22 protein-coding genes are annotated in these 25,148 nt (G+C 45.8%); 13 read left to right on the top strand and 9 right to left on the bottom strand.

Going from position 1 to position 25,148, the window contains the following annotated elements; genetic code table 11:
- The first annotated feature begins 244 nt into the window (after window positions 1–244).
- Window positions 245–1,657 carry a DKNYY domain-containing protein gene (locus ACETMN_RS32580; protein ID WP_411735584.1) on the top strand — a complete coding sequence of 471 codons (1,413 nt, stop codon included), beginning with the start codon at window positions 245–247 and terminating at the stop codon, window positions 1,655–1,657.
- Window positions 1,658–1,736: 79 nt separating this feature from the next.
- On the opposite strand, the gene ACETMN_RS32575 is transcribed toward ACETMN_RS32580, so the two are convergent.
- Both ACETMN_RS32575 and ACETMN_RS32570 read right to left on the bottom strand, forming a co-directional pair.
- Window positions 1,737–3,182: a DEAD/DEAH box helicase gene (locus ACETMN_RS32575; RefSeq protein WP_411735583.1), complete on the bottom strand. Its 1,446-nt coding sequence runs from the start codon at window positions 3,180–3,182 to the stop codon at window positions 1,737–1,739.
- Window positions 3,183–3,430: 248 nt separating this feature from the next.
- Window positions 3,431–3,787 (bottom strand): hypothetical protein, encoded by a 357-nt coding sequence (locus ACETMN_RS32570; protein ID WP_411735582.1) that lies wholly within the window; start codon window positions 3,785–3,787, stop codon window positions 3,431–3,433.
- Between the two features lie 430 nt (window positions 3,788–4,217).
- On the opposite strand from ACETMN_RS32570, the gene ACETMN_RS32565 reads away from it, so the two are divergent.
- Together ACETMN_RS32565 and ACETMN_RS32560 are read left to right on the top strand one after the other, a co-directional pair.
- Window positions 4,218–5,156: a macrolide 2'-phosphotransferase gene (locus ACETMN_RS32565; protein WP_411735581.1), complete on the top strand. Its 939-nt coding sequence runs from the start codon at window positions 4,218–4,220 to the stop codon at window positions 5,154–5,156.
- 45 nt (window positions 5,157–5,201) lie between these two features.
- Complete coding sequence (locus tag ACETMN_RS32560; protein ID WP_411735580.1) at window positions 5,202–5,888, top strand: hypothetical protein; 687 nt, start codon at window positions 5,202–5,204, stop codon at window positions 5,886–5,888.
- Between the two features lie 138 nt (window positions 5,889–6,026).
- Here the strand turns inward: ACETMN_RS32560 and ACETMN_RS32555 are convergent, their stop codons facing one another.
- Window positions 6,027–8,156, bottom strand: coding sequence for a 5'-nucleotidase C-terminal domain-containing protein (locus ACETMN_RS32555; RefSeq protein WP_411736453.1), 2,130 nt, complete (start codon window positions 8,154–8,156; stop codon window positions 6,027–6,029).
- Window positions 8,157–8,582: 426 nt separating this feature from the next.
- On the opposite strand from ACETMN_RS32555, the gene ACETMN_RS32550 reads away from it, so the two are divergent.
- A complete protein-coding gene (locus ACETMN_RS32550) occupies window positions 8,583–9,545 on the top strand; it encodes an endo-1,4-beta-xylanase (protein WP_091012361.1) in 963 nt (320 codons plus the stop codon).
- Window positions 9,546–9,729: 184 nt separating this feature from the next.
- Here the strand turns inward: ACETMN_RS32550 and ACETMN_RS32545 are convergent, their stop codons facing one another.
- The 3 genes from ACETMN_RS32545 to ACETMN_RS32535 all read right to left on the bottom strand — a co-directional run bounded on the left by ACETMN_RS32545 (window position 9,730) and on the right by ACETMN_RS32535 (window position 14,384).
- A complete protein-coding gene (locus ACETMN_RS32545; protein ID WP_411735579.1) occupies window positions 9,730–10,899 on the bottom strand; it encodes an MFS transporter in 1,170 nt (389 codons plus the stop codon).
- 318 nt (window positions 10,900–11,217) lie between these two features.
- The gene (locus ACETMN_RS32540) at window positions 11,218–12,558 is read right to left on the bottom strand and encodes a glycoside hydrolase family 30 protein (RefSeq protein WP_091012363.1); all 1,341 of its coding nucleotides are present in this window, start codon (window positions 12,556–12,558) and stop codon (window positions 11,218–11,220) included.
- 308 nt (window positions 12,559–12,866) lie between these two features.
- The gene (locus tag ACETMN_RS32535; protein WP_179198386.1) at window positions 12,867–14,384 is read right to left on the bottom strand and encodes a leucine-rich repeat domain-containing protein; all 1,518 of its coding nucleotides are present in this window, start codon (window positions 14,382–14,384) and stop codon (window positions 12,867–12,869) included.
- A gap of 381 nt (window positions 14,385–14,765) precedes the next feature.
- On the opposite strand from ACETMN_RS32535, the gene ACETMN_RS32530 reads away from it, so the two are divergent.
- The 7 genes from ACETMN_RS32530 to ACETMN_RS32500 all read left to right on the top strand — a co-directional run bounded on the left by ACETMN_RS32530 (window position 14,766) and on the right by ACETMN_RS32500 (window position 20,836).
- Window positions 14,766–15,656 (top strand): diacylglycerol/lipid kinase family protein, encoded by an 891-nt coding sequence (locus ACETMN_RS32530; RefSeq protein WP_091012367.1) that lies wholly within the window; start codon window positions 14,766–14,768, stop codon window positions 15,654–15,656.
- Window positions 15,657–15,803: 147 nt separating this feature from the next.
- Window positions 15,804–16,721: an aldo/keto reductase family oxidoreductase gene (locus tag ACETMN_RS32525; protein ID WP_076213731.1), complete on the top strand. Its 918-nt coding sequence runs from the start codon at window positions 15,804–15,806 to the stop codon at window positions 16,719–16,721.
- A gap of 272 nt (window positions 16,722–16,993) precedes the next feature.
- A complete protein-coding gene (locus ACETMN_RS32520; protein WP_091012369.1) occupies window positions 16,994–18,376 on the top strand; it encodes a transcriptional regulator in 1,383 nt (460 codons plus the stop codon).
- 242 nt (window positions 18,377–18,618) lie between these two features.
- On the top strand, window positions 18,619–18,789 hold the full coding sequence (locus ACETMN_RS32515; protein ID WP_074092797.1) for an aspartyl-phosphate phosphatase Spo0E family protein: 171 nt from the start codon (window positions 18,619–18,621) through the stop codon (window positions 18,787–18,789).
- A 99-nt stretch (window positions 18,790–18,888) separates the two neighbouring features.
- Complete coding sequence (locus ACETMN_RS32510; RefSeq protein ID WP_036611682.1) at window positions 18,889–19,269, top strand: GntR family transcriptional regulator; 381 nt, start codon at window positions 18,889–18,891, stop codon at window positions 19,267–19,269.
- Window positions 19,266–20,141: an ATP-binding cassette domain-containing protein gene (locus ACETMN_RS32505; protein ID WP_411735578.1), complete on the top strand. Its 876-nt coding sequence runs from the start codon at window positions 19,266–19,268 to the stop codon at window positions 20,139–20,141. The genes ACETMN_RS32510 and ACETMN_RS32505 overlap by 4 nt, the downstream gene beginning before the upstream one ends.
- Entirely contained in the window at window positions 20,138–20,836 is a 699-nt protein-coding gene (locus ACETMN_RS32500; protein WP_192135364.1) for a hypothetical protein, read from the top strand. The genes ACETMN_RS32505 and ACETMN_RS32500 overlap by 4 nt, the downstream gene beginning before the upstream one ends.
- A gap of 119 nt (window positions 20,837–20,955) precedes the next feature.
- On the opposite strand, the gene ACETMN_RS32495 is transcribed toward ACETMN_RS32500, so the two are convergent.
- The 3 genes from ACETMN_RS32495 to ACETMN_RS32485 all read right to left on the bottom strand — a co-directional run bounded on the left by ACETMN_RS32495 (window position 20,956) and on the right by ACETMN_RS32485 (window position 23,428).
- The gene (locus ACETMN_RS32495) at window positions 20,956–21,474 is read right to left on the bottom strand and encodes a hypothetical protein (RefSeq protein ID WP_192135362.1); all 519 of its coding nucleotides are present in this window, start codon (window positions 21,472–21,474) and stop codon (window positions 20,956–20,958) included.
- A gap of 50 nt (window positions 21,475–21,524) precedes the next feature.
- Window positions 21,525–22,298 carry an isocitrate lyase/phosphoenolpyruvate mutase family protein gene (locus ACETMN_RS32490; RefSeq protein WP_091012377.1) on the bottom strand — a complete coding sequence of 258 codons (774 nt, stop codon included), beginning with the start codon at window positions 22,296–22,298 and terminating at the stop codon, window positions 21,525–21,527.
- 77 nt (window positions 22,299–22,375) lie between these two features.
- A complete protein-coding gene (locus ACETMN_RS32485; RefSeq protein ID WP_091012379.1) occupies window positions 22,376–23,428 on the bottom strand; it encodes a bifunctional transcriptional activator/DNA repair enzyme AdaA in 1,053 nt (350 codons plus the stop codon).
- Window positions 23,429–23,732: 304 nt separating this feature from the next.
- Between ACETMN_RS32485 and ACETMN_RS32480 the strand changes: the two genes are divergently transcribed.
- Window positions 23,733–24,110 carry a LysM peptidoglycan-binding domain-containing protein gene (locus tag ACETMN_RS32480; RefSeq protein ID WP_179198387.1) on the top strand — a complete coding sequence of 126 codons (378 nt, stop codon included), beginning with the start codon at window positions 23,733–23,735 and terminating at the stop codon, window positions 24,108–24,110.
- A gap of 407 nt (window positions 24,111–24,517) precedes the next feature.
- A complete protein-coding gene (locus tag ACETMN_RS32475; protein ID WP_105600502.1) occupies window positions 24,518–25,093 on the top strand; it encodes a hypothetical protein in 576 nt (191 codons plus the stop codon).
- Window positions 25,094–25,148: the final 55 nt, after the last annotated feature.

Below are 25,148 nucleotides of genomic sequence, written 5' to 3'. Positions count from 1 at the left end.
ACATACACCTCCCGAAAGATATCAGATTAATTATAGCGCTTTCATTTATATTTTAGTTCGGCTAGACTCTTTTTCAAGTGAACAATCCATCCATTGCTGAACAAACCGGCATTACATCGAGCTTGAGCGGTGAGAGCGAGAAAATTGTCCTTAAATATCATGTGCGATGATGTGGAGAGAACCAGGTACACGCGCTAAAATAAGGAGAGAGTGATTTCACAACAGGGTTGGGGGGTGAACCGTCATGGACAAGTTTATTGTAGATGAAGACCTTCAGGTGATATTGCAAAATGAAGAAGATGGAGCGAGCACTCCCATTAAAGGAGGTATTACCGCTCAGGATTTTGAAGTCATCTCTACGTATAGAAAGGGATGGTTGACCTTCGCCTATCTGCGTGATCATCAGGGAATATGGTGGTTCAATGCCCGCAAGAACAAGGCTAGTTTGTTCAGTCGGGATACGGAAGCTTTTTGTGTGATCGATGAAGATTACTGCTGCGACTCCCAGTACGTCTATCTGGAAGATCAGGCTGTGCTTGACTCCAATCCGAACAGCTTTCGGCTGTTGCCGGACACGCCCTACTTTGCTCAGGACCAACGTTATTTATATGTAAAGAGCAGCACGCATTTTCATCTATTTGAGGATATCGATATGAACCCTGTGATTGCTCATCACGACTATTGCACCGACAAGGACCACTTGTTCCATCTGTCCAGCTCTCTTCGTTATGCGAATGGGGAAAAGGATGAGGTGAGAGCATGGCTGCAAGAACATCATCCCGACGTACCTGGCTGGTGGAGTGATCATTATGCCCACAGTGCAGAAGGCGCTACGCAGATCACAGGCAATTGGGTTGAGACGTCGTCGTCTATTTTTTATAGAACCGAATGGGGCGGAAACCCGCATCGAGAAGCCAAAGCTGTATTTAACCTTGTTCGTAGAGCGGACAGACCTACCTTTGAACCGTTGGACGAGCAGTTTGCACGGGACCGTGAACGTGTTTATTTTCAGTGGCGTATTGTAAAAGGAGCAGACCCGGATACGTTCCAGTCACTAGGTGGACCGTTCGGATGTGATGGCAAACATGTGTACTACAACGGTTACCGTGTCGACGAGGCAGATGCTCTGCAATTTGTAGCGTTTGTCGGGACGGAGCATCTTGGATTTTCCAAGGATCTGCAACATGTATATCGTGCCGAGGTTGCTCGGACGAGTCAGCCTTTCGGTCATCCTGACGATGTGCTTCAGATCATTAAGGGGGCAGACGCAGCAACGTTTGAGTTAATAACACCTTCCGGGAGCTGGGCAGTGGATGCTGATCGGGTGTATCTGTGGGGTAAACCGAATAAACATATCGATCGAGCCAGCTTTACACATCTATTCGATGCCGATCCCCAGAGTTGGGCAATGGACCAGAATGGTCTGTATAATGCCAATGGCAAACGCACAGTAAAGGGTGTGAACGGCAGTACATTTGTCATGCTGAATGAATATTGGGGCAAAGATGACCGTGTGGTGTTCAGCTTTGTGACGGGAAGTGTATATAAGTCGGGGGACGCAGCGACGTTTCAAGTTACGGATGATACAGGGGGCACGGAGGATGCGTTATTTCGGTATACGGTGGAAGGGGGTACAGTGCGGAAAAAGAAGAGGTAATGAAAACAGGGATAGTAGACTTAGAAAAGAGTCCACTATCCCTGTTTAAATTTCTATTTATTTGACCGTGTTTACCAAACTATTTATGGCCTTTGCGAACCTTGAGCTGCATCTTTTTGATCGTTGTATTCTGCATGAGCTCCAGTACAAGAGGGCCTTTGCCGTTCAGGATCTCTACATCCGTTACATTATCCAGAATCGTAATGATCCCGATGTCGTCAGCAGTAACCCCTTCAAGCTTGGCGATAGTACCTACAAAGTCAACGGCACGAAGTTTCTTCTTCTTGCCTCCGTTGAAGTTCAACTTCATGATCTGTTGGTTCAACTGTTCACGCTTGTCCTTTTTACGTTCAGGCACGATCTTCAATCGCTTCTCAAAATCTTCTCTGCGGCGATCTACAGCTTCCTCGGAAGGAGCTTTCACAATAGGGATTTCGAAACCGATATAGGATTCAATCTCCGCAAGACGTCTGCCATCTTTCGGTGTAATCAACGTAATGGCTTTACCTGTTTTGCCTGCGCGACCCGTACGGCCGGTGCGGTGAACATATCCCTCTTTTTCCAAAGGAATATCGTAGTTGATGACATGAGTAATATTGGTGATATCAATACCACGTGCGGCTACATCCGTCGCGATCAGATAACGGAATTGTCCCCGTCTGAATGCGTTCATCACTTCAATCCGCTCATCTTGCTCCATACCACCATGGATACGATCTGCTGGGTAGTCAAGGTCAGCCATGACACGGAACAGTTTATCCACATTCTCCTGCGTACGGCAGAACACAATGCAGCTATCCGGATTTTCCACAATGAACAAGTCCTGAAGCAGCGCGGTTTTGTTCACCTCTGGTACGTTAATCACAGCATGTTCAATCGTGGCTGTTGTCAGTCCACTTGCTTTGATCTCGATCTCCACCGGCTTGTTCATGTATTTGCGTGACAGCTTGGCTACATCTTCAGGGAACGTAGCGGAGAACAACATCGTTACTCGCTCCTGCGGCAACTTCTGAATAATCGCTTGTACCGTCTCGATGAAGCCCATATTTAACATCTCATCGGCCTCGTCAATAACAAGGTATGCAATCCGTTCGAGTGGCAGCGTGCCGCGTTCGATATGATCCAGTACCCGACCTGGCGTACCTACAGCGACATGTGTTCTTTGTTTTAACTCGGCTTTTTGGATATGAAAAGGGGACTGTCCGTATAGTGCGGTTGCTTTAATACGCTTAAAGCGGCCGATATTTGTAATATCTTCGTTAACCTGCAAAGCCAGTTCCCGGGTTGGTGTAAGAATCAAAGCCTGTGGCTTATTTTCATTCCAATCCACCAGCTCGCAGAGCGGAATACCGTAGGCGGCTGTTTTACCGCTACCTGTCTGTGATTTGACCACAAGATCCTGGTTCTCTAGTGCTACCGGAATAACTTTCGTTTGAACCTCGGTTGGTGTCTCGTAGCCCAGACTGTCTAGTGCTTTTACGATCTCTTCACCTAGTCCATAATCTTTAAATTGTTGCTCGCTCATCGTTTACCTCTTTTGCGTTAGTTTTTGTACAATTATTGCACCGTACATTTATCGTATACCTCTTCATTATACTCTATATGCAGGCAGGCTAACGGAGTAAATGCTTCAAGTGTGTAAATTGTTTTCATGATTTCTGATTTGAGGGAGCAACCACCCCTTGCTATTCGTAGGCGAATACTCTTAATTTCTGAAATGTGTATCATAACGTTCCACGTGAAACGAAATGTATCGGTGAATATTGCTGTGTGTTAATGAATGACCATTTTTACAGCCTGGGTTTGGGGAGGGTAAGATTGAGCGATTATTCCACCAATCCATACTTCTGCACTTCGACCAACGAGTGTCTCATCCAAAGAGACGGTGACAGTCTGTCCTTCGATGATGAGTTCGGCGTTCTTGCTGAGCGAAATCCAAATCGGTCCTGATTCAACACCTCCATCTTCTTTATTCTCTATGAGTACCTGACCTCTTTCTTCCTCAAAATCCGTAATCATTCCTCGCACATGTGGCTTCTCTTTCACTTGTTCTACGGACTTCTCTGTGCATCCAAGAGTTAACAAGAGCATGATGACTGGTAATAAGGATAACTTTCGTACAGTGGACATTGGGGTGCTCACCTCTCATTCTTTTTAATTACATCTACAAACTATGGACGTTACCTGAGACGCCCAAGTTCCTGTATATCAATAAAAAGAACCAAAAAAATTCCATTCAGTCTGGAACTGGGATTTGGAATATGTTAGCATATGGGTAACTTATTGAACGGAGGGATACGTGTGCTAAATTTTTCCCGATTGAGATAATATGGCGAGATGTTTGTTTATGCTTGCTGTTTTCTGCCTGTGTGCAGCTCATCGGGATTGGTTTGCCATGTTACACGTATGCCGCTAGTCGTGAAAGAATCACTCTGTGAAGTGGTTCTTTGATGTACTACTATTTTTTGTGAGCATTCAGGTATGCCGATATCCAAAATGAACTGCACAGGCGAATATGTCTGTGTTTTTTAGTTTATCCAGGAAAAGGGGAGTACCTGATATGACAAAATCGAACTCGAATGAACATTTGGCAATTCAAAAGGAAGTACTATCTTTAGCAAATCAGAATGGACTTCTTATCGTTGAAGAGTCCTTGGACATCAACGAGTCGGGTATGGATTTTCGTGTAGCATTCGCCACGGATGAAGAAGGCCGCAGATGGGTTCTGCGCCAGCCGCGACGCGAAGACGTCTGGGAGCGAGCCGAGAATGAGCGAAAGGTGCTGAATGTGGTCCGAGAAAATATACCTGCACAGGTACCAGATTGGCAAATCTGCACGCCAGAGTTGATCGCTTATCCTTTACTTGAGGGTGATCCGATCGCAGTTGTGGATCCCGCAGGGGGAGGGTATGTATGGCGATTCCCTCAGGAAAACTTATCTGATGCGTTCCTGGATTCATTGGCTACGACTCTCGTTGCCCTGCATAATATTGATCCCGACAAGGCAAAGGAAGGCGGAGTGAGGGTCAAGACTCCAATGGAGGCCCGCAATGAATTTGCAGCCAATATAGAGGAGATCAAGCAGAACTTTACGGTGCCAACGGAGTTAGTTGAACGCTGGACGGTATGGCTTTCTATGAATAGCTTTTGGCCTCAGCACTCGGCGTTCATCCATGGTGATCTGCATCCACCACATATAATTGTCGATGATGCCCAGCGAGTAACTGGACTTATTGATTGGACGGAAGCTGAGATTGCAGATCCGGGTAAGGACTTCGTCATTTACTATGCACTCTTTCAGGAGGAAGGACTGCGTGAACTGTTGAGACGTTATGAGAAGGCAGGGGGAAGAACATGGCCCCGGATGATGGAGCATATTCGAGAGCAGTGGGCAGCCTATCCTGCAATTGTTGCCAAGTTTGCACTGATTACAGGAAAGGAGTCGGACATGGAGATGGCGAGAGGCATGCTTGCGAACTGGGATGTAAAGAGAGGTTGAGTATTAAAGTATATATAGCAACCATACCGGGTGAGGGGTGGATGTATGGCACGAATCCGACTAATATGCTGGCTAACAGGTATTGCATTGCTGGTTAGTCTAACGGGATGTACAACTCTGTTTGTCAATTCAGATGATCGTGCGGAGAACGTGCTCTCCCAAAAGCGAATGAATGAACTCCGCAAGGAATATCCGCTATCCACTGGCGTTCCCGCGACGATTAACATGAGAGAAGTGAGCTTCAGAGAGATCATGACATATGGGGATGGGGTCGTTGTGGCAGAGGTTATGAATGTTTTGCCGAGTTTTCGTGTGGAGTTGACTACTGAGCCGGGCACGCCTGAGCGAAAGATGGCTGATAAGGATCGGGCTACTGGAACGACACCCTATCAACCTGAATTCATCTCCTATGGGGTGAGGGTACATGAAGTGGTAACAGGAGATGATGTACCCGAGGACACTTTTTTATTTTACAACGCTGAATTTGCAGGTGTGGAGCCTGAACTTAAACCAGGTATGAAGATTATCGCTGTAGTCAAAAAGGGGACGACTGGAGAACAGCTGGGAGGATATTCGTTCACCCGCTACGGCACGTACTATATTGTTGATGGTGACTACGTACTTGCCACCTATGAGGGTGAATCGGAGGAATCACGTTACTTTACGGAACAAACGAATGGTATACAACTGGACGCTTTTATGGATAAAATCAAGAACCTGCCACAACGCTAAATGACTTTTTTCCATAGAGCAGTTATAGCAATTATTATAAATGTTCTTTAACATAAAAAAGGGCGATCCCTTCCATGATATCCATGGGAGGGATCGCCCTTTTTCTTTTTCGTTAAGCGTGGTACGTCACGATTGTACCTATTTCAAAATACTCACATATTTCCCGTATACAAATGCTACACGTCCATCCAGCTTCACTTTTACCCAGCCATACTTGTCTGTACTGATCACCTCAAGCACAGTGCCCTTTGGTACTGCAGCAACAACTTTGGCCTTGGATGAAGCGCCAGCGCGTACGTTCAGGTAAGCTGCAGTGACCTTGGCTTGTTGGCCTTTGGTGACAGTTCCTGGTTTACCAGTGCTTGGTGTTGATGGTTTACCAGGTTTCGATGTGCCTGGAGTTGGTGTTGGTTTAGGTACTGTTGGCGTTGTCGGCTTCTCAGGTGTAGGAGTAGTTGCTCCCTCACCACTACCTACTGCTTTGCGAGCTTTGTTCAGCCGTTGATAGAACGCTCCCTTGGTTTTCACGCCTGCGAATTGTGCCGCACTCACATCTGCTTTGGCAGATAACGTATCAATCTCTTCCTGAGTCACCGTATCCAAAATGTTAATGGAGGCAATGTTGGTGTACTTGCCATCTTCCGTTGTTGGGACAGACATGATGCCGTCGTTAATTAACTCCACTACATCTGCACGTTCCGGTGCAGTCAGGTCTACGCCGGTGATTTTCCAGTTATGTTGAATCTTCGGTTCGTAGACACCTTTCATAACATCTTTCAGATAGGCGATGGACAGGTTGCGAATTGTGCCTTGAATCTCACCAAATGCCGAGGCATCCTTGGAGGACCAGAGCTGCTTGAACTTGCGACCTTCCATGGCGCCACCTTTGGCAATCAGCGCTTCCATCCGGTAGGCATTCATACCGAGCTTCAGCGTATCGTCTTCTTTGACCACTGACCCATCGCTGTACTTGAGATTTTTAATCCGACTACCGTATGGCTTGGTCAGGTCAATCTCATACGTTACGCCGCCGAAGAAATCATCGGTGCTGTATTTGGAAGCGCGTCGTTTCGGATCAAAGCTGACGGTCACATCACCAGGGCGTGTGGAGTTGAAGTATCCCGCAGACCACTCCATATAATCCATCAGATCGCGTCCGGTTACTTCATATACGGTCACTTCACCAAAGGTGTATTGGTAGTTGAACGCAATATCCTTTTTCTTGATCGGGCCTACATCCAGCTTGGCCTTGTCGTTATCAATCTGGTGCGCGACCACATCGGCATCACTGTAATGCAACATCACTTCTGTGAAGAAATCAGACAAAGGTGTTTCCTGGATCTGCACCGCAGGGATACCCTTAATCTCATCAGCAGGGACCAGGTTCGTTCCTTTCAGTTCAGCCACTTCAATGTTGGCATCGGCACGAGCGAACTCGTGGAATGGGTCCAAAGTCTCTTCCAGCGCAGGATCGGAGACTTCATATGTTCCGTCTGCTGCTTTCACAGCGAGAGCTTGAGCTTCCTTGCTTTTCAGCACAACTTTGTCGCCATCTTTTTCAAATGTAAGGTCAATTCGAGAGATATGCGAGCCATATTTATTCGGTTCGGAGATCAATACGCCGTTAACCGTTTGGGATTCAATCAAAGTATGCATGTGTCCGGCAAAAATGGCAGCCAGCTCCGGGTTGGCATTGGCGATATCCGTCACTCCGGTTCCCGGATTACCGTTCTCGTTGTCCAATCCCATATGCATGAGTCCAACCATGACATCGACTTTGCCTTTTAGCTCAGCAATGGCCTTCTTGGTCTCTTCCACAGGATCTTTGACGATGATGCCGTCCAGGTGATCCGTACCTTTCTCAAACTCGGTAATCATAGGTGTGTTCATTCCAATAACACCGACTTTGATGCCGTCTTTCTCAATAATCGTATAGGCAGGCATGTAGCGGTCGCCGTTTTCTTTGAAAATGTTACCCACGAGAGGCTGTCCATTGAATTGGGAAGAGATCTTCTCCAGTACGTCCAGTCCGAAGTTAAACTCATGGTTACCCATAACCCATGCGTCATATTTCATTTCGTTCATTGCAACCATCATGGGAGATTGGGGTTGATCATTGAACAACTCAGCCGAGTTATCCTGAATCATGTCTCCTGCATCCAGTAGGATCGTATTGGGATTCTCCGCACGCACTTTTTTTACAATGGTGTAGAGCTGTGTCATGCTTCCGGTTGGGTTTGGACCATCCAAAGCATAGTCCCACGGCATGAATCGACCATGTATATCCGATGTACCCAGCAACGTGATCTTGGTCTCCTTGTCTGCCTCAGCAGCCTGAACCGGAGTGGAAGCAAAAGGGGCGAACAAAATGGAGGCACATAAGAGGAAAGATAAAGGCCATCCGGCGAAGCGTTTCGTTGAAATTTTGCGCATGTTGTAATCTCCCTTGTTATCTAGTGTGTGTAAAGATATGTATCATTTCATACTAGATAAACATCTGGTGAATGTAAACTCCAATGTAAGAGTTATGTTGGATTTAAGAGATTGAATCGATAATTAGCCTCAGAAAAACCACTAAATTCTATTTTTTTACAATAAAATACTATAATTTGACAGGTGTTAAAAACCAAAATTATCCAGTAAAATGGTTTTTGTAAGCGCTTTACAAAAAATGAATACTAAGGAGGAAAATCATTGATTAAGTCTAAGTGGTTTAAAACAGTCGGCTCACTGGCATTGGTAGGGATTCTCGCTGCTTCTGTTGCGGTTGGTAGTGTGAGTGCTGGTTTGGCGAAAGGTAGCAAATTTCTGGGCAATATTATTGCCAACCAGGTTCCTTCGAATTTTAGCCCATATTGGAATCAGGTAACTCCGGAGAACTCAACCAAGTGGGATGCTATTGAAGGCACACGCAACGTAATGAATTGGGGCCAGGCGGATATGGCCTACAACTATGCTAACAACAACGGATTTCCGTTCAAATTCCATACGCTCGTATGGGGAAATCAACAGCCAAATTGGATTAACAGTCTCTCAGCCGCAGATCAGAAGGCTGAAGTGACACAATGGATTAAAGCTGCAGGACAGCGGTATTCGAAGTCTGCCTTCGTTGATGTGGTGAATGAACCTCTGCATGCGAAACCATCCTATCGCAATGCCATTGGTGGAGATGGGGCAACGGGTTGGGATTGGGTTATCTGGTCATTCCAACAGGCGAGACAAGCCTTCCCTAACTCCAAACTGTTAATTAATGAATATGGTATTATCGGTGATCCTGCTAAAGCGGACCAATATATCCAGATTATCAACCTTTTGAAAAACAGAGGTCTAGTTGATGGTATTGGAATCCAGGCGCATTACTTCAATATGGACAACGTTTCTGTGAGCACGATGAACACGGTATTGAACAAGCTTGCAGCAACAGGGTTGCCAATCTATGTATCCGAGCTGGATATGACAGGTGACGATAATACACAATTGCAACGTTATCAGCAGAAATTCCCTGTGCTGTGGAAACACTCTGCTGTTAAAGGTGTGACGCTGTGGGGTTACAACCAGAATCAAACCTGGCAGGCTGGCTCCCACTTGGTCAATAGCAACGGTACAGAACGTCCGGCTATGCAATGGCTGAGAAATTACCTGGCAAACAATCCTTAAGTTTACGTATTGATGTGGCTGAGCATCTCGTAGAAATTCGATAATGATATCACATCAAAAAGCGCCTGTCCCACATGATGAGTATGGGGACATGGCGCTTTTTGATGTGCGAATATTTTGTCTCCCTGTTTGATCAACCACTGGTGCGAGGAGTCAAGAATCCGAATGATGGTCGTTCTGAACTTTAAGCAACCGAGCGTGAGGAGAAGCATTTGATTTTAATCCATATCAATACAAAAGCGATCAGTGCAAAGATCATTCCGCTCCAGACCAGTTGATGTACTCCCAGGTTTGCGATGAACCAGCCGCCGATAGCAGTACCCAGGGTAATACCGAGGTTGGAAAAGGATACATACAAGCTGTTGCCGAATTCAGGCGCATCTTGCGCTTCAGCGGTTAACCAGGTTTGGCTTACAATTAATCCTCCTGAATGCACGGATGCCCAGAGGATGACTACAATAACCATCCACATGAAGTGGGGACCGGCCCAATAGACGAGTGCGTAAGCTGCTACATACAGCAGGGGGAACATGAGGACAGTTCGGACCACGCTCTTACGCAGAAACTGTCCAAACCCCAAATTTCCGATGATCATGACGACACCAAAGACAGTCAGCATGACACTGATCCATGATCCGCTCATTTGGGTGACCTGTCCAAGATACTCGGCGAAATAGCTGTATACGGAGAACATGGCGGCGAATATAAAAATGACTGCGGCAACATTCAGCCATAATCCAGGTTTGCGCAGAATACCGAGTTGCTTGCCATAGGACATCTTTTCCTTCACGGGCATCGAGGGTAACCAGATCCATATGCCGATCAAAGCGACCACACTGACCATCGCTCCAAACAGGAAGGCGATTTCGAGGGATAGGCGTTCAGCAAGATACGATGTCAGTGGCACGCCAAAGGCAAAGCCCGCGGTAACTCCGGTGAATACTTTGGCGACGGCCTGACTGCTTTTCTCTGCCGGAACGAGTTGGGCACTGGTGACCAGGGCTACGGAAAAGAAGACGGGATGGAATAACGCGGGAATGATACGGAAGATAAGCATGGTATCAAATGTTGTGGCGTAGGCATAGACGACGTTCGAAATGGCAAACATCAGCACAGCGGCTAAAAGGATGATTTTGCGATTAATTCCAGACGCCAGCAAGGTGAGAAAGGGACCCGCGATGGCTACGACCAGCGCAAATATACTGACCAGCCAACCTGCCTGTGCAGCCGAGATACCGAATTTGTGCGCAACCTGAGGCAGCACCCCCACAATCCCCATTTCTGTTGTAATGATCCCGAATACACCTAGTGCCAGAATCAGGATAAGCAGCGGGTTGACCTGTTGTGATTTCATGTAAAGCGTACCTCCAGTGAATTTAGATATACAGAAAAATAGATGTATTATGTCGAAATGAATCTGCCTTGCCTCCTATAACTCCTATAATGTGATGGACATGAGAGTAAGCTCTGGATTACATTATATCTAGATTTATAGATTTGTAAATATAAAAGGTGGAACGTCATATCTTTAAGTTGCCTTCGGCTTGTGTTTCACAGGAGTAATAATGGTGAAAATAAGCCTGGTCTGGCCCATAAAAAATAGCGCCGGCCCGGGGAATCTTTGGAGCCTGACGCTATTGATGTCCGCGTTTCTAACGAGGTATTGGATTAGTTACTTCGGTTGAATAACCATGCTGTTGAACGAATCGGCTTCCAACTTCATGTGTAGGGTCTGTCCTTCTTCAAGGGTTAGATACAGGTCACGACGGTCCTGGAATGGGTTGTTGATGACAATGACGAGACTGTTATCCGGGTTGCGGAAAGCGACGGATTTCCCGCTCCAGGCGCCTGACAGACCGACTTTTCGAGCACCAGGAACAATATGATGAGCGAAGTGTTTCATCACATAATACTCCGGGTTCCGAGTAACCTCCTTATTGTCCGGATCTACGGTGATCATGGAGTTTTGCTCCCAGCCCCATGTGCTGCGGCCTTTGGGTTCCAGAACCATGTTCCAGTAGATGTACGCGTTCACTCCGTTGCTGAAGTAATGCTGGTAGAGGTTATATACATATTTGGCGTAATTCCATGAGTTGTTGCCATCACCGCATTCGTTCTCGGTCTGCATATAACGCAGCTCCGGATAACTTGCCGAGGTACGTTGAATGGCATTTTTGCCTGCCCACTGATATCCAACACCCTTGATATAGGAATACGCCTTTGGATCACTCAGGACAAGTCCGGCGTATTCGTCGAAGTCATTCGTTTTTTTCTTGATTAATTCCTCCCATGGATCAGGGGCGTTGATCGTTCCGAGCCAGATTTCCGTATCCAGACCGTGTTTGTCAAAAGCCGGGCCCAGATAATCGGCGATGAACTCACGAAGCTGCTCGCCTGTCCACATGCAAGAAGGGAATTTCTGATCTGCAATCACTTCGTTCTGCACATGCACCTGATGGATGGTAATGCCTGCGTCACGGTAAGCCTGTACAAATTTCACAAAATACAGGGCGTAGGCCTCCAGAATATCTTTCTCCCAGCGCAGTGTCCCATAGTTATAGGCTTTGGGCGACTTCATCCACGTTGGCGGGCTCCATGGCGAGGCGAAGAATTGCAGGTTCGGGTTATAACTCAGAGCTTCCTTGATGTAAGGAATCAGATATTTGAAGTCACGTTTGATCGAAAAATGTTCCATGGCCACGTCGCCGTCCACTTCGTTGTGGCTGTACCATTGCTCTGCATAATCACTTGCGCCGATCGGCAGGCGACAGATGTTAAACTTGTGCTCACCCTCTGGATGGAAGAGAGAGTGAAATACCTCATGGCGCTGCTCCTCATTCAAGTGGGACAGAGCCATATAACCAAGCTCGTTAAAACAGCCACCAAACCCTTCCACAAGTTGGTACTGTTCACCCGTCAGTTTTAAGTTAGCGCTTTCATTAGTCGGCACAAAAGATAGCTCTCTCCACGAGCTGTCTTGGGTTGTGGAATAACCAGTGAACGTGAATGTCATATGAATTTCCTCCTCGATTGAACCTCAGTTGTCATATATATTACGTTCAGTATAACAACCCCCGCTGTAAAAGAAGATATGCTAAACCGTGTAAAATTTACCCTAATCGAAGATGGAGTATCACGAGTTCGTATCCGAATAGACAGATTATATGCTGTATTTGTTTGTGATCGGCGATGTCCATATACCATTATCCAATGTCATAATACAACTGTCATGACACAACAAAATCCCCGCTGATCGTTCAGACGGGGACTTTGCTTGTTTCTCATATTCTCTTATGGCTGGAAATGAACGTGAGACACTATTTAAGGCTGCACACTCTCACCAAGCTGTTTATTTTCAAAAATCAGAATCGTTTTGCTGCTTCGGATGTAACCAACCGTCGTATTGAATTGCTCCGAGATGAAGCGTACCGGTACAAAAGCTTTACCATTTTTCATCAGAAGAGGAGCATCATTGATCGCAAGCGTATCATCCACAACAACTTGTTTGTTGCCCACGCTCCAGCGGATGGTCTTATCATTCTGTGTGATCACAGCTTCGCGCGTACCGCTGTTCCAGTTCACACGGGCATTTAACTGCTCGGAGACAAAACGCAGAGGCACATAGGTCCGGCCCTCATCGATAAAAGGTGCAGCATCCAGTGCATAAGCACGGTCCCCGACATAGGCGGTGGTTGACCCTTCAATCAGACGCTGGAAGCTGCCTTGCGGCGTTCGTTTCTGCTCCCGCACATTCATCCGGTTCAGAAGCTGCATCGTATGACTGCCACTCACAACATCCAGATAATTGTTCTGCACCGTGAGTCCGGCAGGCTCAACCTCTGATACAGAAGTCTGAATACCGGAGGATAACGAGGTAGACGCCGATATATCCTGTATAGCATTTGTCGCTGACTGATCACGGGTAAACGTAAAACCTGCGATTGGTGTCAGATCCCACACCCGGTTGTTGGATAATTTTAATACGTCCAGGCTGGAAAGCTGCCGTAAAGGTTCCAGATCATAGATCTGATTGGACTCTGCATTCAGCTCCGTCAGCCCAGTCAGCCCCTCAAGCCCCTTGAGATGCTGTACTTGGTTACCAGAGATATCAAGTGTCCGAAGGCGTGTCATGTGCTCCAGTGGTGTCAGATCCGTGATTTGGTTGCCTGCCACATTCAGATTCCGCAGTGTATTTGGCAATTCAGCCAGTACGTCCAGCGTTTGAATCTGGTTATTCGATACATTGAGTTGTTGGAGCCGAGTTTTACCCATGAGCGGTGTCAGATTGCTAATGGTATTGTTCGAGATCTCGAGCCACTTCAGTGCATCCGCATCCGAGAGGGCCGCAAGACTGGCAATCTGGTTACCGCTGGCGTGGAACGTATGTAATCGGTTGAACTCACGTACAACCTCTATGGAAGAAATGGAATTGTTGCTGATATACAGCCGTCCCAAGTCTTTCAATTCAGTAAGTGCGTCTATGGATGTAATGTAATTATTGCGAACATCGATTTCCCGAAGCTGGGTTAGGTGCTCCAGCGGTGTGAGATCCTCAATCTCATTTCCATATAATCGGAGGTGAGTCAGATTGGTTGCATATTCGAGACCGGAGAGGCTGTGAATACCTGCATTGCTCAGATCCACCACCTCAAGCTGCTCCAGATCCGTTGAAGTTAATGGCACATCCAGAGGTTTGTTCAGGATTAACTTCAGTCCGTCCTCCAAAGCTGGATCTTCAATGATTCCCTCGCCCAAGTCTGTAGTGGTGTAAGCCATGGCTTGCCCCGATGCCCCGAGACTCAGGATGAATACTAGAAATAGTAGCGTCATTCTTCTCATTGCATGCATTCCCTCCGATTTTTTAGAATTATAAAATAATCCGAACAGATTGAGTTAGATAAGTATAGTAGTTACACGATAACAGCGACCGAAAGGTTATTCTGCCCACGGAGTGTTCAGTGTGAATTGAAGAGTTTAACATATGTAGGTTCGGCTCAAAGCACATCTATAGTTATTAACCCGTCAATAGGGAAAAGGAACAAGAAATTTCGTAATGGGTATTTGTCTACTTCTATTCTATATGAAACAAACCCTGCTCTGCACTCTTCAGAGACATGTTTATCAAAAAAAATGGAACATCCCCCGCAGACCCTATTCAACCCACCCTTGAAACGGGTAAAGATGAAGTAAAGATGCCATTTTGGAGGGGAAGATGTGAGTATGCGCCAAGCCATGATCATTAGTAATCCATCGTCAGGTAAGGAAGAGGCCGAGCAGTATGTGTCCCAAGTCAGAGAAGTTCTGGAGTCACAGCAGTATGAGGTGGTTGTTAATGAGACGGCTGGGGAAGGTGATGCGACCAACTACTGTCTGAGTGCCTGCAAAGACGGCTGTGATCTGGTCATCTCCATCGGAGGCGACGGTACACTACATGAGACGATTAACGGCATGATGGATCAGGATCACCGTCCCCGACTGGGCGTGGTACCGCTAGGTACGGTGAATGATTTTGCACGTGCGCTGAATATCTCGCTTGACCCGGAAGAAGCCATTAGGCAGTTACGTTCGAATCAGACCCATTTCGTGGATTTGGGGAAAATCAATGATCGCCTGTTTGCCAACGTTGTGGCTGCGGGTTCTTTGGCAGAAGCTTTGTTCTCCGTATCCTCGGAAGAGAAGTCGAAGTTGGGATCATTCGCATATCTCAAAGAAGGCTTGAAAGACCTGGTGAATACACCAGCCAATCATCTAACCATCGAATATGACGGACAGTTCTGGGAGGGGGAATCGCCACTTTTTCTGGCGGCGCTGACCAACTCGGTCGGAGGATTCGAGAAGTTGTCCCCGGATGCAGAGGTGGACGATGGTTTGATACATTGTTTTGTTGTTCGTAATATCAGTGTGTTCAACAGTTTGACCCTTGGCACTTCCCTTTTCTTTGGTAGTCTGAAAGACCATAAGGACGTGGACTATTTTACAGCCAAAGAAGTTCATGTTCGCTCAGACGAAGCCATTCGCACCAATGTAGATGGGGAAGAAGGTCCTGCCCTGCCGATTCATATCGGTGTCCTGCCAAGGCACATTGAGGTTATCATACCTGAAGAAGTATAACTTATTCTTTTGGATATATAGGCTGGAATGTAGAACCTATCATTTCTCCATATGAATGTAGGATAAAGCTATTGAAACCGATTGCAGATATATGTCACAATCAAAGGTAAGATACACGATAATATTCGAATATGGAGGGAAAACATCTTGAGAACGATTAAATTGGGCAGCAGTGCACTAGAAGTACCTGTAGTCGCGGTGGGCTGTATGCGGATTAATTCACTAGACGGTAAGGAAGCCGAACATTTTGTTCGTTCTGCAATGGAGGTTGGCGCGAATTTCTTTGACCATGCCGACATTTATGGTACAGGAACATGTGAGGAAATCTTCGCCGAAGCGGTACAGATGAATCCCCAAGTTCGTGAAAATATGATTCTTCAATCCAAATGCGGTATCCGCAAAGGCATGTTTGATTTCTCCAAAGAGCACATCCTGAATTCAGTCGATGGTATCCTGCAACGTCTGAAAACGGAATATCTTGACGTTCTGCTTCTGCACCGTCCTGATGCATTGGTTGAGCCGGAGGAAGTGGCTGAAGCCTTTGATCAACTGGAGCGCGAAGGTAAAGTGCGTCACTTCGGGGTATCCAACCAGAATCCGAACCAGATCGAATTGTTGAAAAAATACGTGAAACAGCCACTGGTAGCCAACCAGTTGCAGATGAGTATTACCAATACCACGATGATTGACAGTGGCATCAACGTGAACATGGAGAACGATGCTGCAGTTAACCGTGACGGCAGTATCCTTGATTATTGTCGTCTGCATGATATCACCATTCAGCCGTGGTCCCCGTTCCAGTACGGATTCTTCGAAGGTGTATTCCTGGGTAGCGACAAGTTCCCGGAATTGAATGCAAAGATTGACGAGATTGCTGCGAAATATGACGTGAGCAATACAACGATTGCAATCGCATGGTTGCTTCGTCACCCTGCGCAGATGCAACCTGTGACAGGCACGATGAATATTGAACGTCTGCAAGACTGTGTAAAAGCAGGAGATGTTCATCTCACTCGTCCAGAGTGGTATGAAATTTACCGTGCAGCAGGCAATATACTGCCTTAAATCCAAGTTATAGTGAGAAAGCTGACTGCTGAGTCAGTTGAGGACACGAGCCTGTGAATGGCTCGTGTTTTTTGCCTATTTTCAGGTTTGATGTCAGGCGCGTTTCCGATATAAAATAAGGATAGGATTGTCCGTTTTATAAAAGGATTAAAATGGTTTTAATACAAATTAGTTGAAATTATTATATTGACCGATACTTTCTAATTACATATAATTACTTTTGCATACCGATAATCCCGTTTATGTTTTTTATTTTGGAGGGTGGTGTTCGTTTGGAGTCGACAACCACGATACGCGATCACTTGGAAAGTTATCTGAAGCGTGAACAGATGTCCATTAGTCATTTTTCGGAAACGTCAGGGATTAATTCGGGTACGCTCAGCAATATTTTGAATAAAAATCGGCCTATTGCCATGCAGCAGTTGGATCGCATCACTTCCGCCATGAGACTGGAAGAAGGTTACTTCTATGAGTTATACATAGACGAGTGTTTTGTACACGCGACCCCGGACTGGCGAAGACTGGGACCCTTCCTTCATCGCTGTGCCGAGTTGGACAAGTTGGACTGTATTGAAGAGGTTATTCGTCTGATGATGGATAATCTATCCTATATTCCTTTGTTATTTGATGTGGCTGAAGAATTCTACCAAGCGGGTAAATTCAAACCAGCCATTCTTCTATATGAAAACATTGCTGAAAGCGAGAAAATGCAACATTCCGAGCGGCTTGCACTCTGTCAGTATCGACTGTTCAGGTTGGGGCTAACCAATGATCAGCAGCGGAATCTGATTATTGCAGCTCGGTTCGAATACTATGTGGATCGGCTGGATGAACGCTATCAATTGGATGCGCTTAACGAACTGATTAATGCATTTGCATCACTTCACAGATGGAGCAAAGTTCAGGAACTATCTGAAAAGCTGAAGGTGAAAGCAGCCATCCATTATGAGATGAATGGCCGAAGGAAACAAGAAGAGACCAAACGACCTATCGTTTTTTATATTATGTATGCGTATTTAGCCTGTGGGAGTGCCCACTTCCACTTGAACAACTATGAAATGGCATTGAAGTATGTTGCATTATACTCCGATTACAGTTGGGTGAAAGAGCCTGAACCTGAAGAAAAAGTGGTTATTCATCAGTTTCAGGAATGGGCTGAGGGTAATCGTTATATATATCAATTAATGGCTGGGCAGTTTGAAGTATTACCTGACTACCTTGCGTATATCTCAACGAAGGAAAATGAGATATTTCCAGCGCTTTGTGATATTGTAACGGCCGCTAACCGTTATGATATGAACATAGATCATGTACTCAATCAATATGAGCCATACTTCACTTATCATGAACAGAGAAATCGGATTGGGAAAGTAAGCAAGCAGGTAACCGATGATCGCTACGTTCGTCTTTTGGCTGGATTAGGCACGTATTGTCTTAAAAAAGACAGGTTTGTGGAGGGATTAGATTTTGTACTGAACAGCTTGAGATTTTCTATTGAAATTAGCGATGGACGAGGTATGCTTAGAGGTGTCGGACTGTTTGAGCAATACAGGGAATATGCGTCTGACACAGCTATACAGCAGTACAAAATCTTGATTGGTGAGGTGCAGAAACTCAATGAAGAGAAAGCTGGCTTTGCTGATAGTTACATGTAGTATAGTGGTGAGCATTGTAGCTCCTGTTACTGGACCTGTCCCGACTGTGGAGAATCCAGACCCTTCAATTTACCGAACGAATGATCACGGTTTAGGGACATAAGCCTGAACCAACGGACGCTTCTGAATAAATCAGAAGCGTTCTTTTTTTGTGTATCAAAGTGGAAGAATAAGTATGTCGTATCTCACATGCGCTTATGATTGGCATAATACACTAAAATATGACAAAAAGGAGGGGTACTATGGATCGCCTCGATTTGATATCACGGATCGAAGATGCCAGACAGTTGTTATATCGCATGCATATGGAATACGGCAGTCTGCTTCATCCGGAAGTGATCCAGCAATCCGTAGTCCTGGACGGGCTTATTAATCAATACAACAGAGTCAAGGTAGGAAAGGCGATGAATTAAGTTCGCCTATTTACATTTGCGTCTTTGTATACTATAGTTAGTTACATGAGTAACTAACCGACTAACTCACTAATGAATACGTATGAAAGTTGGAGGCACATGAAATCGACTTTGGATGAATCTCAGCCTATTTTTCATCAGATTGCTACGATGATTATGGACGATATTGTGGAAGGCAGATTGAAGGTGGAAGAACAGGTTCCCTCAACCAATGAACTGTCGCGCTTCTACAATATCAATCCGGCTACAGCCCGCAAAGGACTGCAGGAACTCGTGGACAAGGGGATTATATACAAACAGCGAGGTGTTGGAATGTTTGTTGCAAAGGGAGCAAGAGAAGCATTGCTCGTTGAACGGAAGCAAGATTTTTATGAAGAATACATCAAGCCTTTACTTGAAGAAGCCAGACGGATTCACATGAATGAAGACATGATTATTGATCTGATTCGCGGCAAGAAGGATAAGGAGAGTGAGTTATGATTCATATGGAGCAGGTCAACTACAGCTACCAGAAGACGCCCGTTCTGAACCAGGTTACGCTACATGAGAGTGAGCCAATCATTAGTGCAATCTGGGGAAGAAATGGAGCGGGCAAAACAACCATGATGAGTTTACTGGCAGGGCATAACCGCCCGGACAGTGGAACCGTTCAGATCATGGGTCAAGACCCCTATAATAATCTGGCTGCCCAAGAGCATCTGTGCTACATTCAGGAGAATCATCCCCTGGGGAAAAACTGGACGGTTAGTGACATGGTTCAAATGGGGCAGTATTTCCATCCGCAGTGGAATCAGGATTTGGCGGAACGTTTAATCAATGTGTTCGAACTACCGGAGAAGAAGAAAATCATTAAATTTTCGAAAGGCATGAAGACTGCCACCCAGATTATATTAGGTCTTGCCAGTAATGCAAAGATAACCATTCTGGATGAACCTACCAATGGGCTCGATGCTGAGAAGCGTAAGTTCTTCTACAATGCGCTACTGGAAAGTTATGAAGATAACCCACGCCTGATTCTGATATCCAGCCATCATATTGAGGAGATTCAGCCTTTATGTGAGTCCCTTATCGTTTTGCAAGCTGGAGAGGTGTTGTTAAATCAACCGATGGAAGAGATGCGCGAAAAAGGAGTTCTTCTAACAGGGGTAATTGACGATATCAACCGAGTCACAGCAGGTGTTAAAGTTATAGAGTCTTCCCAGATGGGATCGACTGTGAAAGTGATGATTGATGAGCCCTACTCGAAAATGTGGAAGGATATCGCTCATTCGCAGGGGCTTTCCATTGAGAAAGCGACACTACAAGATTATTTGGTTAATAGGACCCGTAATCAAGAGGGGGTTAAACCATGAACGCAGTAAAAGGTACGAACCGACTGATTCGCGATGATATGCGTTTGTATCTGGGCATATTTTCATCCATCGCTCTAATGCTCGCCGTTGTATATCTGGCCATTGGCTTCATATTTGATGTCTCGTATGCTACGCAACTGTTTGGTCCAATGTACGGAGGGATATGTACATTTGCAATCGGGGGAATTATTACACTGTTTCCGGTTGCGATCGGTATGGGCAGTACACGAATTCAATTCATGAAATCTTTCTATATGAACTCGGTATGGATGGTTGCAGGCACCATGGTCATTCTGCATATGGCGTATTTCCTCATACACCTGCTTCAGGAAAAAGGAATTGTTGGCGTAACCCTTTATCAACCGGGCATGTTGTATTCAAGCGAATATCATTTCTTATCCTATCTGTGGATCGATCTGATGTGCGGCTTTCTCGTACTGGGAATCTCAGTCTTCCCAACGGTTTGTTGGATGCGCTTGGGGATGCGTAACTTCTTCATTATGTTCTTTGGGGTTGGTTTGGTCTTTACGCTGATCATTACATTGGGCGATCTTGGTGAGTTTATGTTGTGGATTGCTAGGATCAATCGCATGACATTGTTCACCGTTCTGGGATGCATTGGCGGTGCGCTACTTCTGTCTACGTACCCGATGATGAAGAATGCACCGCTTACCATGAAATCCAAAAAAGACTGACAGGAAACAGTTATAAAGGAACTGGGCAAGGAATCTAAGCGAAACTTCCTGTAATACAAAAAACACGAGTGCGAACACGCCTCGTGTTTTTTCTGCAATCCAAAATGAATCTGTATGCGCTAAGCCTGAGCCTGCGGTTTGAATCCTTCGTCTTTGAGATACTCGCCAGCTTCGCTACGCGTTTCAAATGCCATATCCAGATTATCACCGGAATACACATACCACATGTCATCTTCGTATTTTAAAGTCAGTGTATGTCCATCTTCATCGATCCACGTTCCGCCATTCGTAGAGGTTGTAGACAATGCAGGAGCAGCAGCTTTTACTTGTTCTGGTTCTTTAAATTCAACTGCGTTGGGATTGTGAGACATCGCTTGGATCGTTTCATCTAACAATGTGCGCAGATCTGTTTCGGAGTAATCACGAATATTGACGAATCCTTTAGCATCGGTCTCATAGTTAGTTAGTAGTCCTGCATAGATATAACCGTTACCGTTAGGATGAATATGGAGAGCAACAATCTTTTTATCATACGCACTATCCTCGTAGTGGAAATTAACACGACCGAGAGAAACATCTTTGCGTTGTAGTTGGGGATACGATTGTAGCACTTCAAGCTTTTGTTCCACGTTAAGCATAATTGCCTCCTGTAAATGTTCAATAGAGGTGATTATAACATGCCCTCCTGTTAATTTCCCGATAAAATGTTTCTCCCCAGTTCTTTCAGGTGTTCCATAACTTGCAGATAGGGATATGGCCCATAGCTTACACGTGCTACACCCAGTGTGGCAAGCTGTTTTGGTGAAGGCTCAGGAGACGTAACCATGACGTTAATTGGCAGCGGTGAACGCTCACACAATTCCTGAATCAGTTGGTGATCCTGCAAACCGGGTACAAACAGACCACTGGCTCCTGCATCTGCATAATGGCTCGAACGTATAAGTGCTTCCTCCAGGAGAGAGTGGTTATGGTGTTCAGGTGCATGTTGCAGGAAAATATCTGTGCGGGCGTTAATGAACAACGGGATGCCTGCCTGCTCCGCAGATTCCCGGGCGGCGGACAATCTCGGGCATTGCTCCTCCACAGTGTACAATCCCAAGCCAGCGGGAAGTTGATCTTCCATGTTGATTCCTACAGCACCATGATCGATGACTTGCAGGATATTTTGCTTCACTTCTGACACAGACCTCCCATACCCTCCCTCTATATCGATCGTTACAGGCAGATCCACGCTTGCTGTAATCCGTGCAAGATTGGCAAGCACCAGATGGAATGGCATGGCTTCACCATCGCGTTCACCGTGGGCCGCAGCAACGGACCAGCTTCCGGTAGCAATGGCCGTTGCTCCAGCGGATTGAATGGCTTGCGCACTTCCGGCATCCCACACATTGACCAGAACAAGTGGTTTTCCTTTCACATGGTATTGTTGGAACAACGCTGCTTTTTCTTCTAAGTTACTCATATTATGTTGACTCTCCTTTGTTATATCATGCATTTCTTTGGATATTTGATGCGTACTTCATTACTTCATTCTGTTTTTTAGCTACCCTTTTTTTGTTTCTCGTGAGTCAACAGCCAGTTTTTGCGAGTTAATCCTCCGCCGTATCCGCCCAGCTCACCACTGGCATTGATTACACGGTGACATGGAATCACAATCGCAAGCTGATTGGCCCCATTTGCCTGTGCTACAGCTCGGCACGCAGTCGGTTTTCCCAGTGCATTTGCTATCTCTTGATATGACCTCGTTTCACCAGCCGGAATGGCCATCAGCTGTTCCCACACAAGTTTTTGGAATAGTGTTCCTAAACAGAACAACGGTGTGTCGAATGCTGTCCGAATACCTTGAAAGTACTCGTTTAGTTCACGCTCAATGGACTGGATGGGAGCTGTAGTGCCGGGCACAATCGCTGATTTGGTTCGTTTACGCAGACGCTCAACTTCGCGTTCCAGACCTCTGCGGTCTACAAATTCCAGTAAATATAGCGACTCCTCATCAGCAATGGCCATCATCGGGCCGAGGCGGGTGTCAATCCAGGACGCTTTCAGGATATGTCCTTCATCGACTTGTGTAGGGGCGGCTCCCATGATCCGTGAAAAGGCATCGCGGAAGCCGCTGCTTGATTCATATCCGGTAGATAATTGGCTATCAATCACGGTGCGGCCGGAGCGAATATTTTTCAGGGCAAGTCCCATGCGGCGAGCGCGAGCATATTCAACAAAGGTCATGCCGAACCGCTTCTTAAACTGACGGCGAGCAGTGGATTCGTCGATGGAGAGGGCCTTGAAATCCTGTCCTTTCCAGCGTTTCTCCGGATTTTTCTCCACAGCTTCCACTAATATGCGAACGACATCGGATACTTGGTTAGGGTGAGAGAGCGGGCGACAGCGCTGGCAAGGGCGATAAGAGGCCAGAAGTGCCTGCTGAGCCGTCTCATAGAATTCGCAGTTTTCAAATTTTGGCTTTCGCGCAGGACATGTGGGACGACAGAACACACCCGTGGTTCGGACTCCAACATAGAATAAACCCTCGTATTCCGAATCCTTGGCCACAAGCGCCTCGTAATATTGTTCCTTTAGATCAGCAGAAATCATGGGGGCACGTCCTTACTCATTAGAATCTTTGTCTATACCTATTATAGAAAAACGTTGCAGCAAGCATCGCCGAAAATCAGGCATGAATATTGGATAGATTAAATCGGATATAACATTGAAATTCGGTTGTTCAGAATTTGTTTAGAGTGAACTGGTAGTATAGACCTATCAGGCTAGGGACACTTAGGCAAAGATACCTATATAGTGAAAGATTGAATTATTGATCATTCATTGTTATAGGAAAAATACATAGGTAAACATGAAATTAAAGATTAGCGGAATGAAAGTCTGGAGGTCGACTAGAATGAGATATTCTACGTACAAAAGTATTTATGAATCCGTTTATACCAAAACGTCCGAGTCTCCCACCGTGTATGTTAAAGATCAATTCATGCAGCGTGTGAAGACGCCAACCTGGCTAATGAAGATCGTCACTATAACTCTAATTATAATCATAGGGTGTAGTGCTGTATTCACTGCATTTGCCGGGGATGAGCAATTATTATCGGGGGACCAGATCGTTGTATCTCAGGGAGATACACTGTGGGGCATTTCATTGGCACATAAACCTCAGCAGATGGACACTCGTGTGTATGTAGAAGCTATCAAGAAAGTGAACAAGATTGAGCATAACGCCATTCAGATTGGACAAGTGTTGGTCTTACCTGGGTTTGACCGATAAAATAGACGGTGCATGACGTCATGAATAGAGTTCTTTTTTACTCATCGAGGTGCAGTTACATATTGAATTTATTAATCATTTACATATAATGGAGCTTCATGTGGGACGATATGGTGTAGTGATTAGTAAGTGGTGTGCTATATAAGTTGAACTAAAGAATATTTACACTGACACTACGATGACAGAATAACCTTCCAATCGCTGTTATCCCCAGATTTTTTGATTCCCCTTTCTTAAAGGGAAAATCCGGGGATAGCGTATGCTTCCGATGTAGCTTTCTTTCAGAAAGCTTTTAGGCGACCGCTTCGCTTTTTCAGGTTTTTTCTGTCCTCTCCGTTATCGTGTAAATGATTAGTTCAACTGACATAGATATATGTGCTGTAAATGGATGAAGGGAGAATGAGATGATGATCATGAATATAAAGAAATCTGTACTTTGCATGTCTGTGCTCTGTATTTCGCTATTCGTCAGTGCCTGTGGCGCCAAGAATAATAATGAATCTGTTCAGGAGCACGCCTATCCGCAATCGAAGCAACCTGTAGAGGAAGCCGGAGAAAACTCTGTTCCGAATGCGGATGCGAAGAATAACAATAGCCAAGGCAGTGCCAGTGGTGATGAGGGCAAGCCTACGGCTCAATCGGAATCCACTGAACCGTCTGAGCAGATTGATATCGTCATTGACCAGTCGGAGAAACCGAGCGAGGGTAACAGCTTTGATTTTGGAATTAAACAGGTTCCGAAGGGTTATGCACTAACGGAGATGCGATGGACGTCTAACACGGTGACGATTGTGAATTCACTACAGGAAGCCATTGAACATGGTGGGAATGGTGAAGAGGGGTTTTACTTTAGCGGCAATGGACAATTCTCCGGCTTTATCTACTCGGATGAGATGAAGGGCGAGCGGGGCAAGGCCACATTTGTCTTCACAAATGATGAGGGGAACGAAATCATGTCCGAAAAAGAAATTACGTTGAAGTAGCAGGCACATTATGAAGGCTCCGTCTAGGGCCTGTTGAACAGGAAAAGCAGCCTAA

The sequence above is a fragment of the Paenibacillus sp. M2 genome, assembly GCF_046713495.1.
GTDB classification, from domain to species: domain Bacteria; phylum Bacillota; class Bacilli; order Paenibacillales; family Paenibacillaceae; genus Paenibacillus; species Paenibacillus amylolyticus_B.
Note: the sequence above shows the minus strand (reverse complement) of the source record. Positions and strands in the feature narration are given on the sequence as shown.

Excerpts from the sequence above, each read along its gene's own strand:
- ACETMN_RS32580 (WP_411735584.1), top strand. The coding sequence starts at position 245 with ATGGACAAGTTTATTGTAGATGAAGACCTTCAGGTGATATTGCAAAAT.
- ACETMN_RS32575 (WP_411735583.1), bottom strand. The coding sequence starts at position 3,182 with ATGAGCGAGCAACAATTTAAAGATTATGGACTAGGTGAAGAGATCGTA.
- ACETMN_RS32570 (WP_411735582.1), bottom strand. The coding sequence starts at position 3,787 with ATGTCCACTGTACGAAAGTTATCCTTATTACCAGTCATCATGCTCTTG.
- ACETMN_RS32565 (WP_411735581.1), top strand. The coding sequence starts at position 4,218 with ATGACAAAATCGAACTCGAATGAACATTTGGCAATTCAAAAGGAAGTA.
- ACETMN_RS32560 (WP_411735580.1), top strand. The coding sequence starts at position 5,202 with ATGGCACGAATCCGACTAATATGCTGGCTAACAGGTATTGCATTGCTG.
- ACETMN_RS32555 (WP_411736453.1), bottom strand. The coding sequence starts at position 8,156 with ATGCCGTGGGACTATGCTTTGGATGGTCCAAACCCAACCGGAAGCATG.
- ACETMN_RS32545 (WP_411735579.1), bottom strand. The coding sequence starts at position 10,899 with ATGAAATCACAACAGGTCAACCCGCTGCTTATCCTGATTCTGGCACTA.
- ACETMN_RS32540 (WP_091012363.1), bottom strand. The coding sequence starts at position 12,558 with ATGACATTCACGTTCACTGGTTATTCCACAACCCAAGACAGCTCGTGG.
- ACETMN_RS32535 (WP_179198386.1), bottom strand. The coding sequence starts at position 14,384 with ATGAGAAGAATGACGCTACTATTTCTAGTATTCATCCTGAGTCTCGGG.
- ACETMN_RS32530 (WP_091012367.1), top strand. The coding sequence starts at position 14,766 with ATGCGCCAAGCCATGATCATTAGTAATCCATCGTCAGGTAAGGAAGAG.
- ACETMN_RS32515 (WP_074092797.1), top strand. The coding sequence starts at position 18,619 with ATGGATCGCCTCGATTTGATATCACGGATCGAAGATGCCAGACAGTTG.
- ACETMN_RS32510 (WP_036611682.1), top strand. The coding sequence starts at position 18,889 with ATGAAATCGACTTTGGATGAATCTCAGCCTATTTTTCATCAGATTGCT.
- ACETMN_RS32505 (WP_411735578.1), top strand. The coding sequence starts at position 19,266 with ATGATTCATATGGAGCAGGTCAACTACAGCTACCAGAAGACGCCCGTT.
- ACETMN_RS32500 (WP_192135364.1), top strand. The coding sequence starts at position 20,138 with ATGAACGCAGTAAAAGGTACGAACCGACTGATTCGCGATGATATGCGT.
- ACETMN_RS32495 (WP_192135362.1), bottom strand. The coding sequence starts at position 21,474 with ATGCTTAACGTGGAACAAAAGCTTGAAGTGCTACAATCGTATCCCCAA.
- ACETMN_RS32490 (WP_091012377.1), bottom strand. The coding sequence starts at position 22,298 with ATGAGTAACTTAGAAGAAAAAGCAGCGTTGTTCCAACAATACCATGTG.
- ACETMN_RS32485 (WP_091012379.1), bottom strand. The coding sequence starts at position 23,428 with ATGATTTCTGCTGATCTAAAGGAACAATATTACGAGGCGCTTGTGGCC.
- ACETMN_RS32480 (WP_179198387.1), top strand. The coding sequence starts at position 23,733 with ATGAGATATTCTACGTACAAAAGTATTTATGAATCCGTTTATACCAAA.
- ACETMN_RS32475 (WP_105600502.1), top strand. The coding sequence starts at position 24,518 with ATGATCATGAATATAAAGAAATCTGTACTTTGCATGTCTGTGCTCTGT.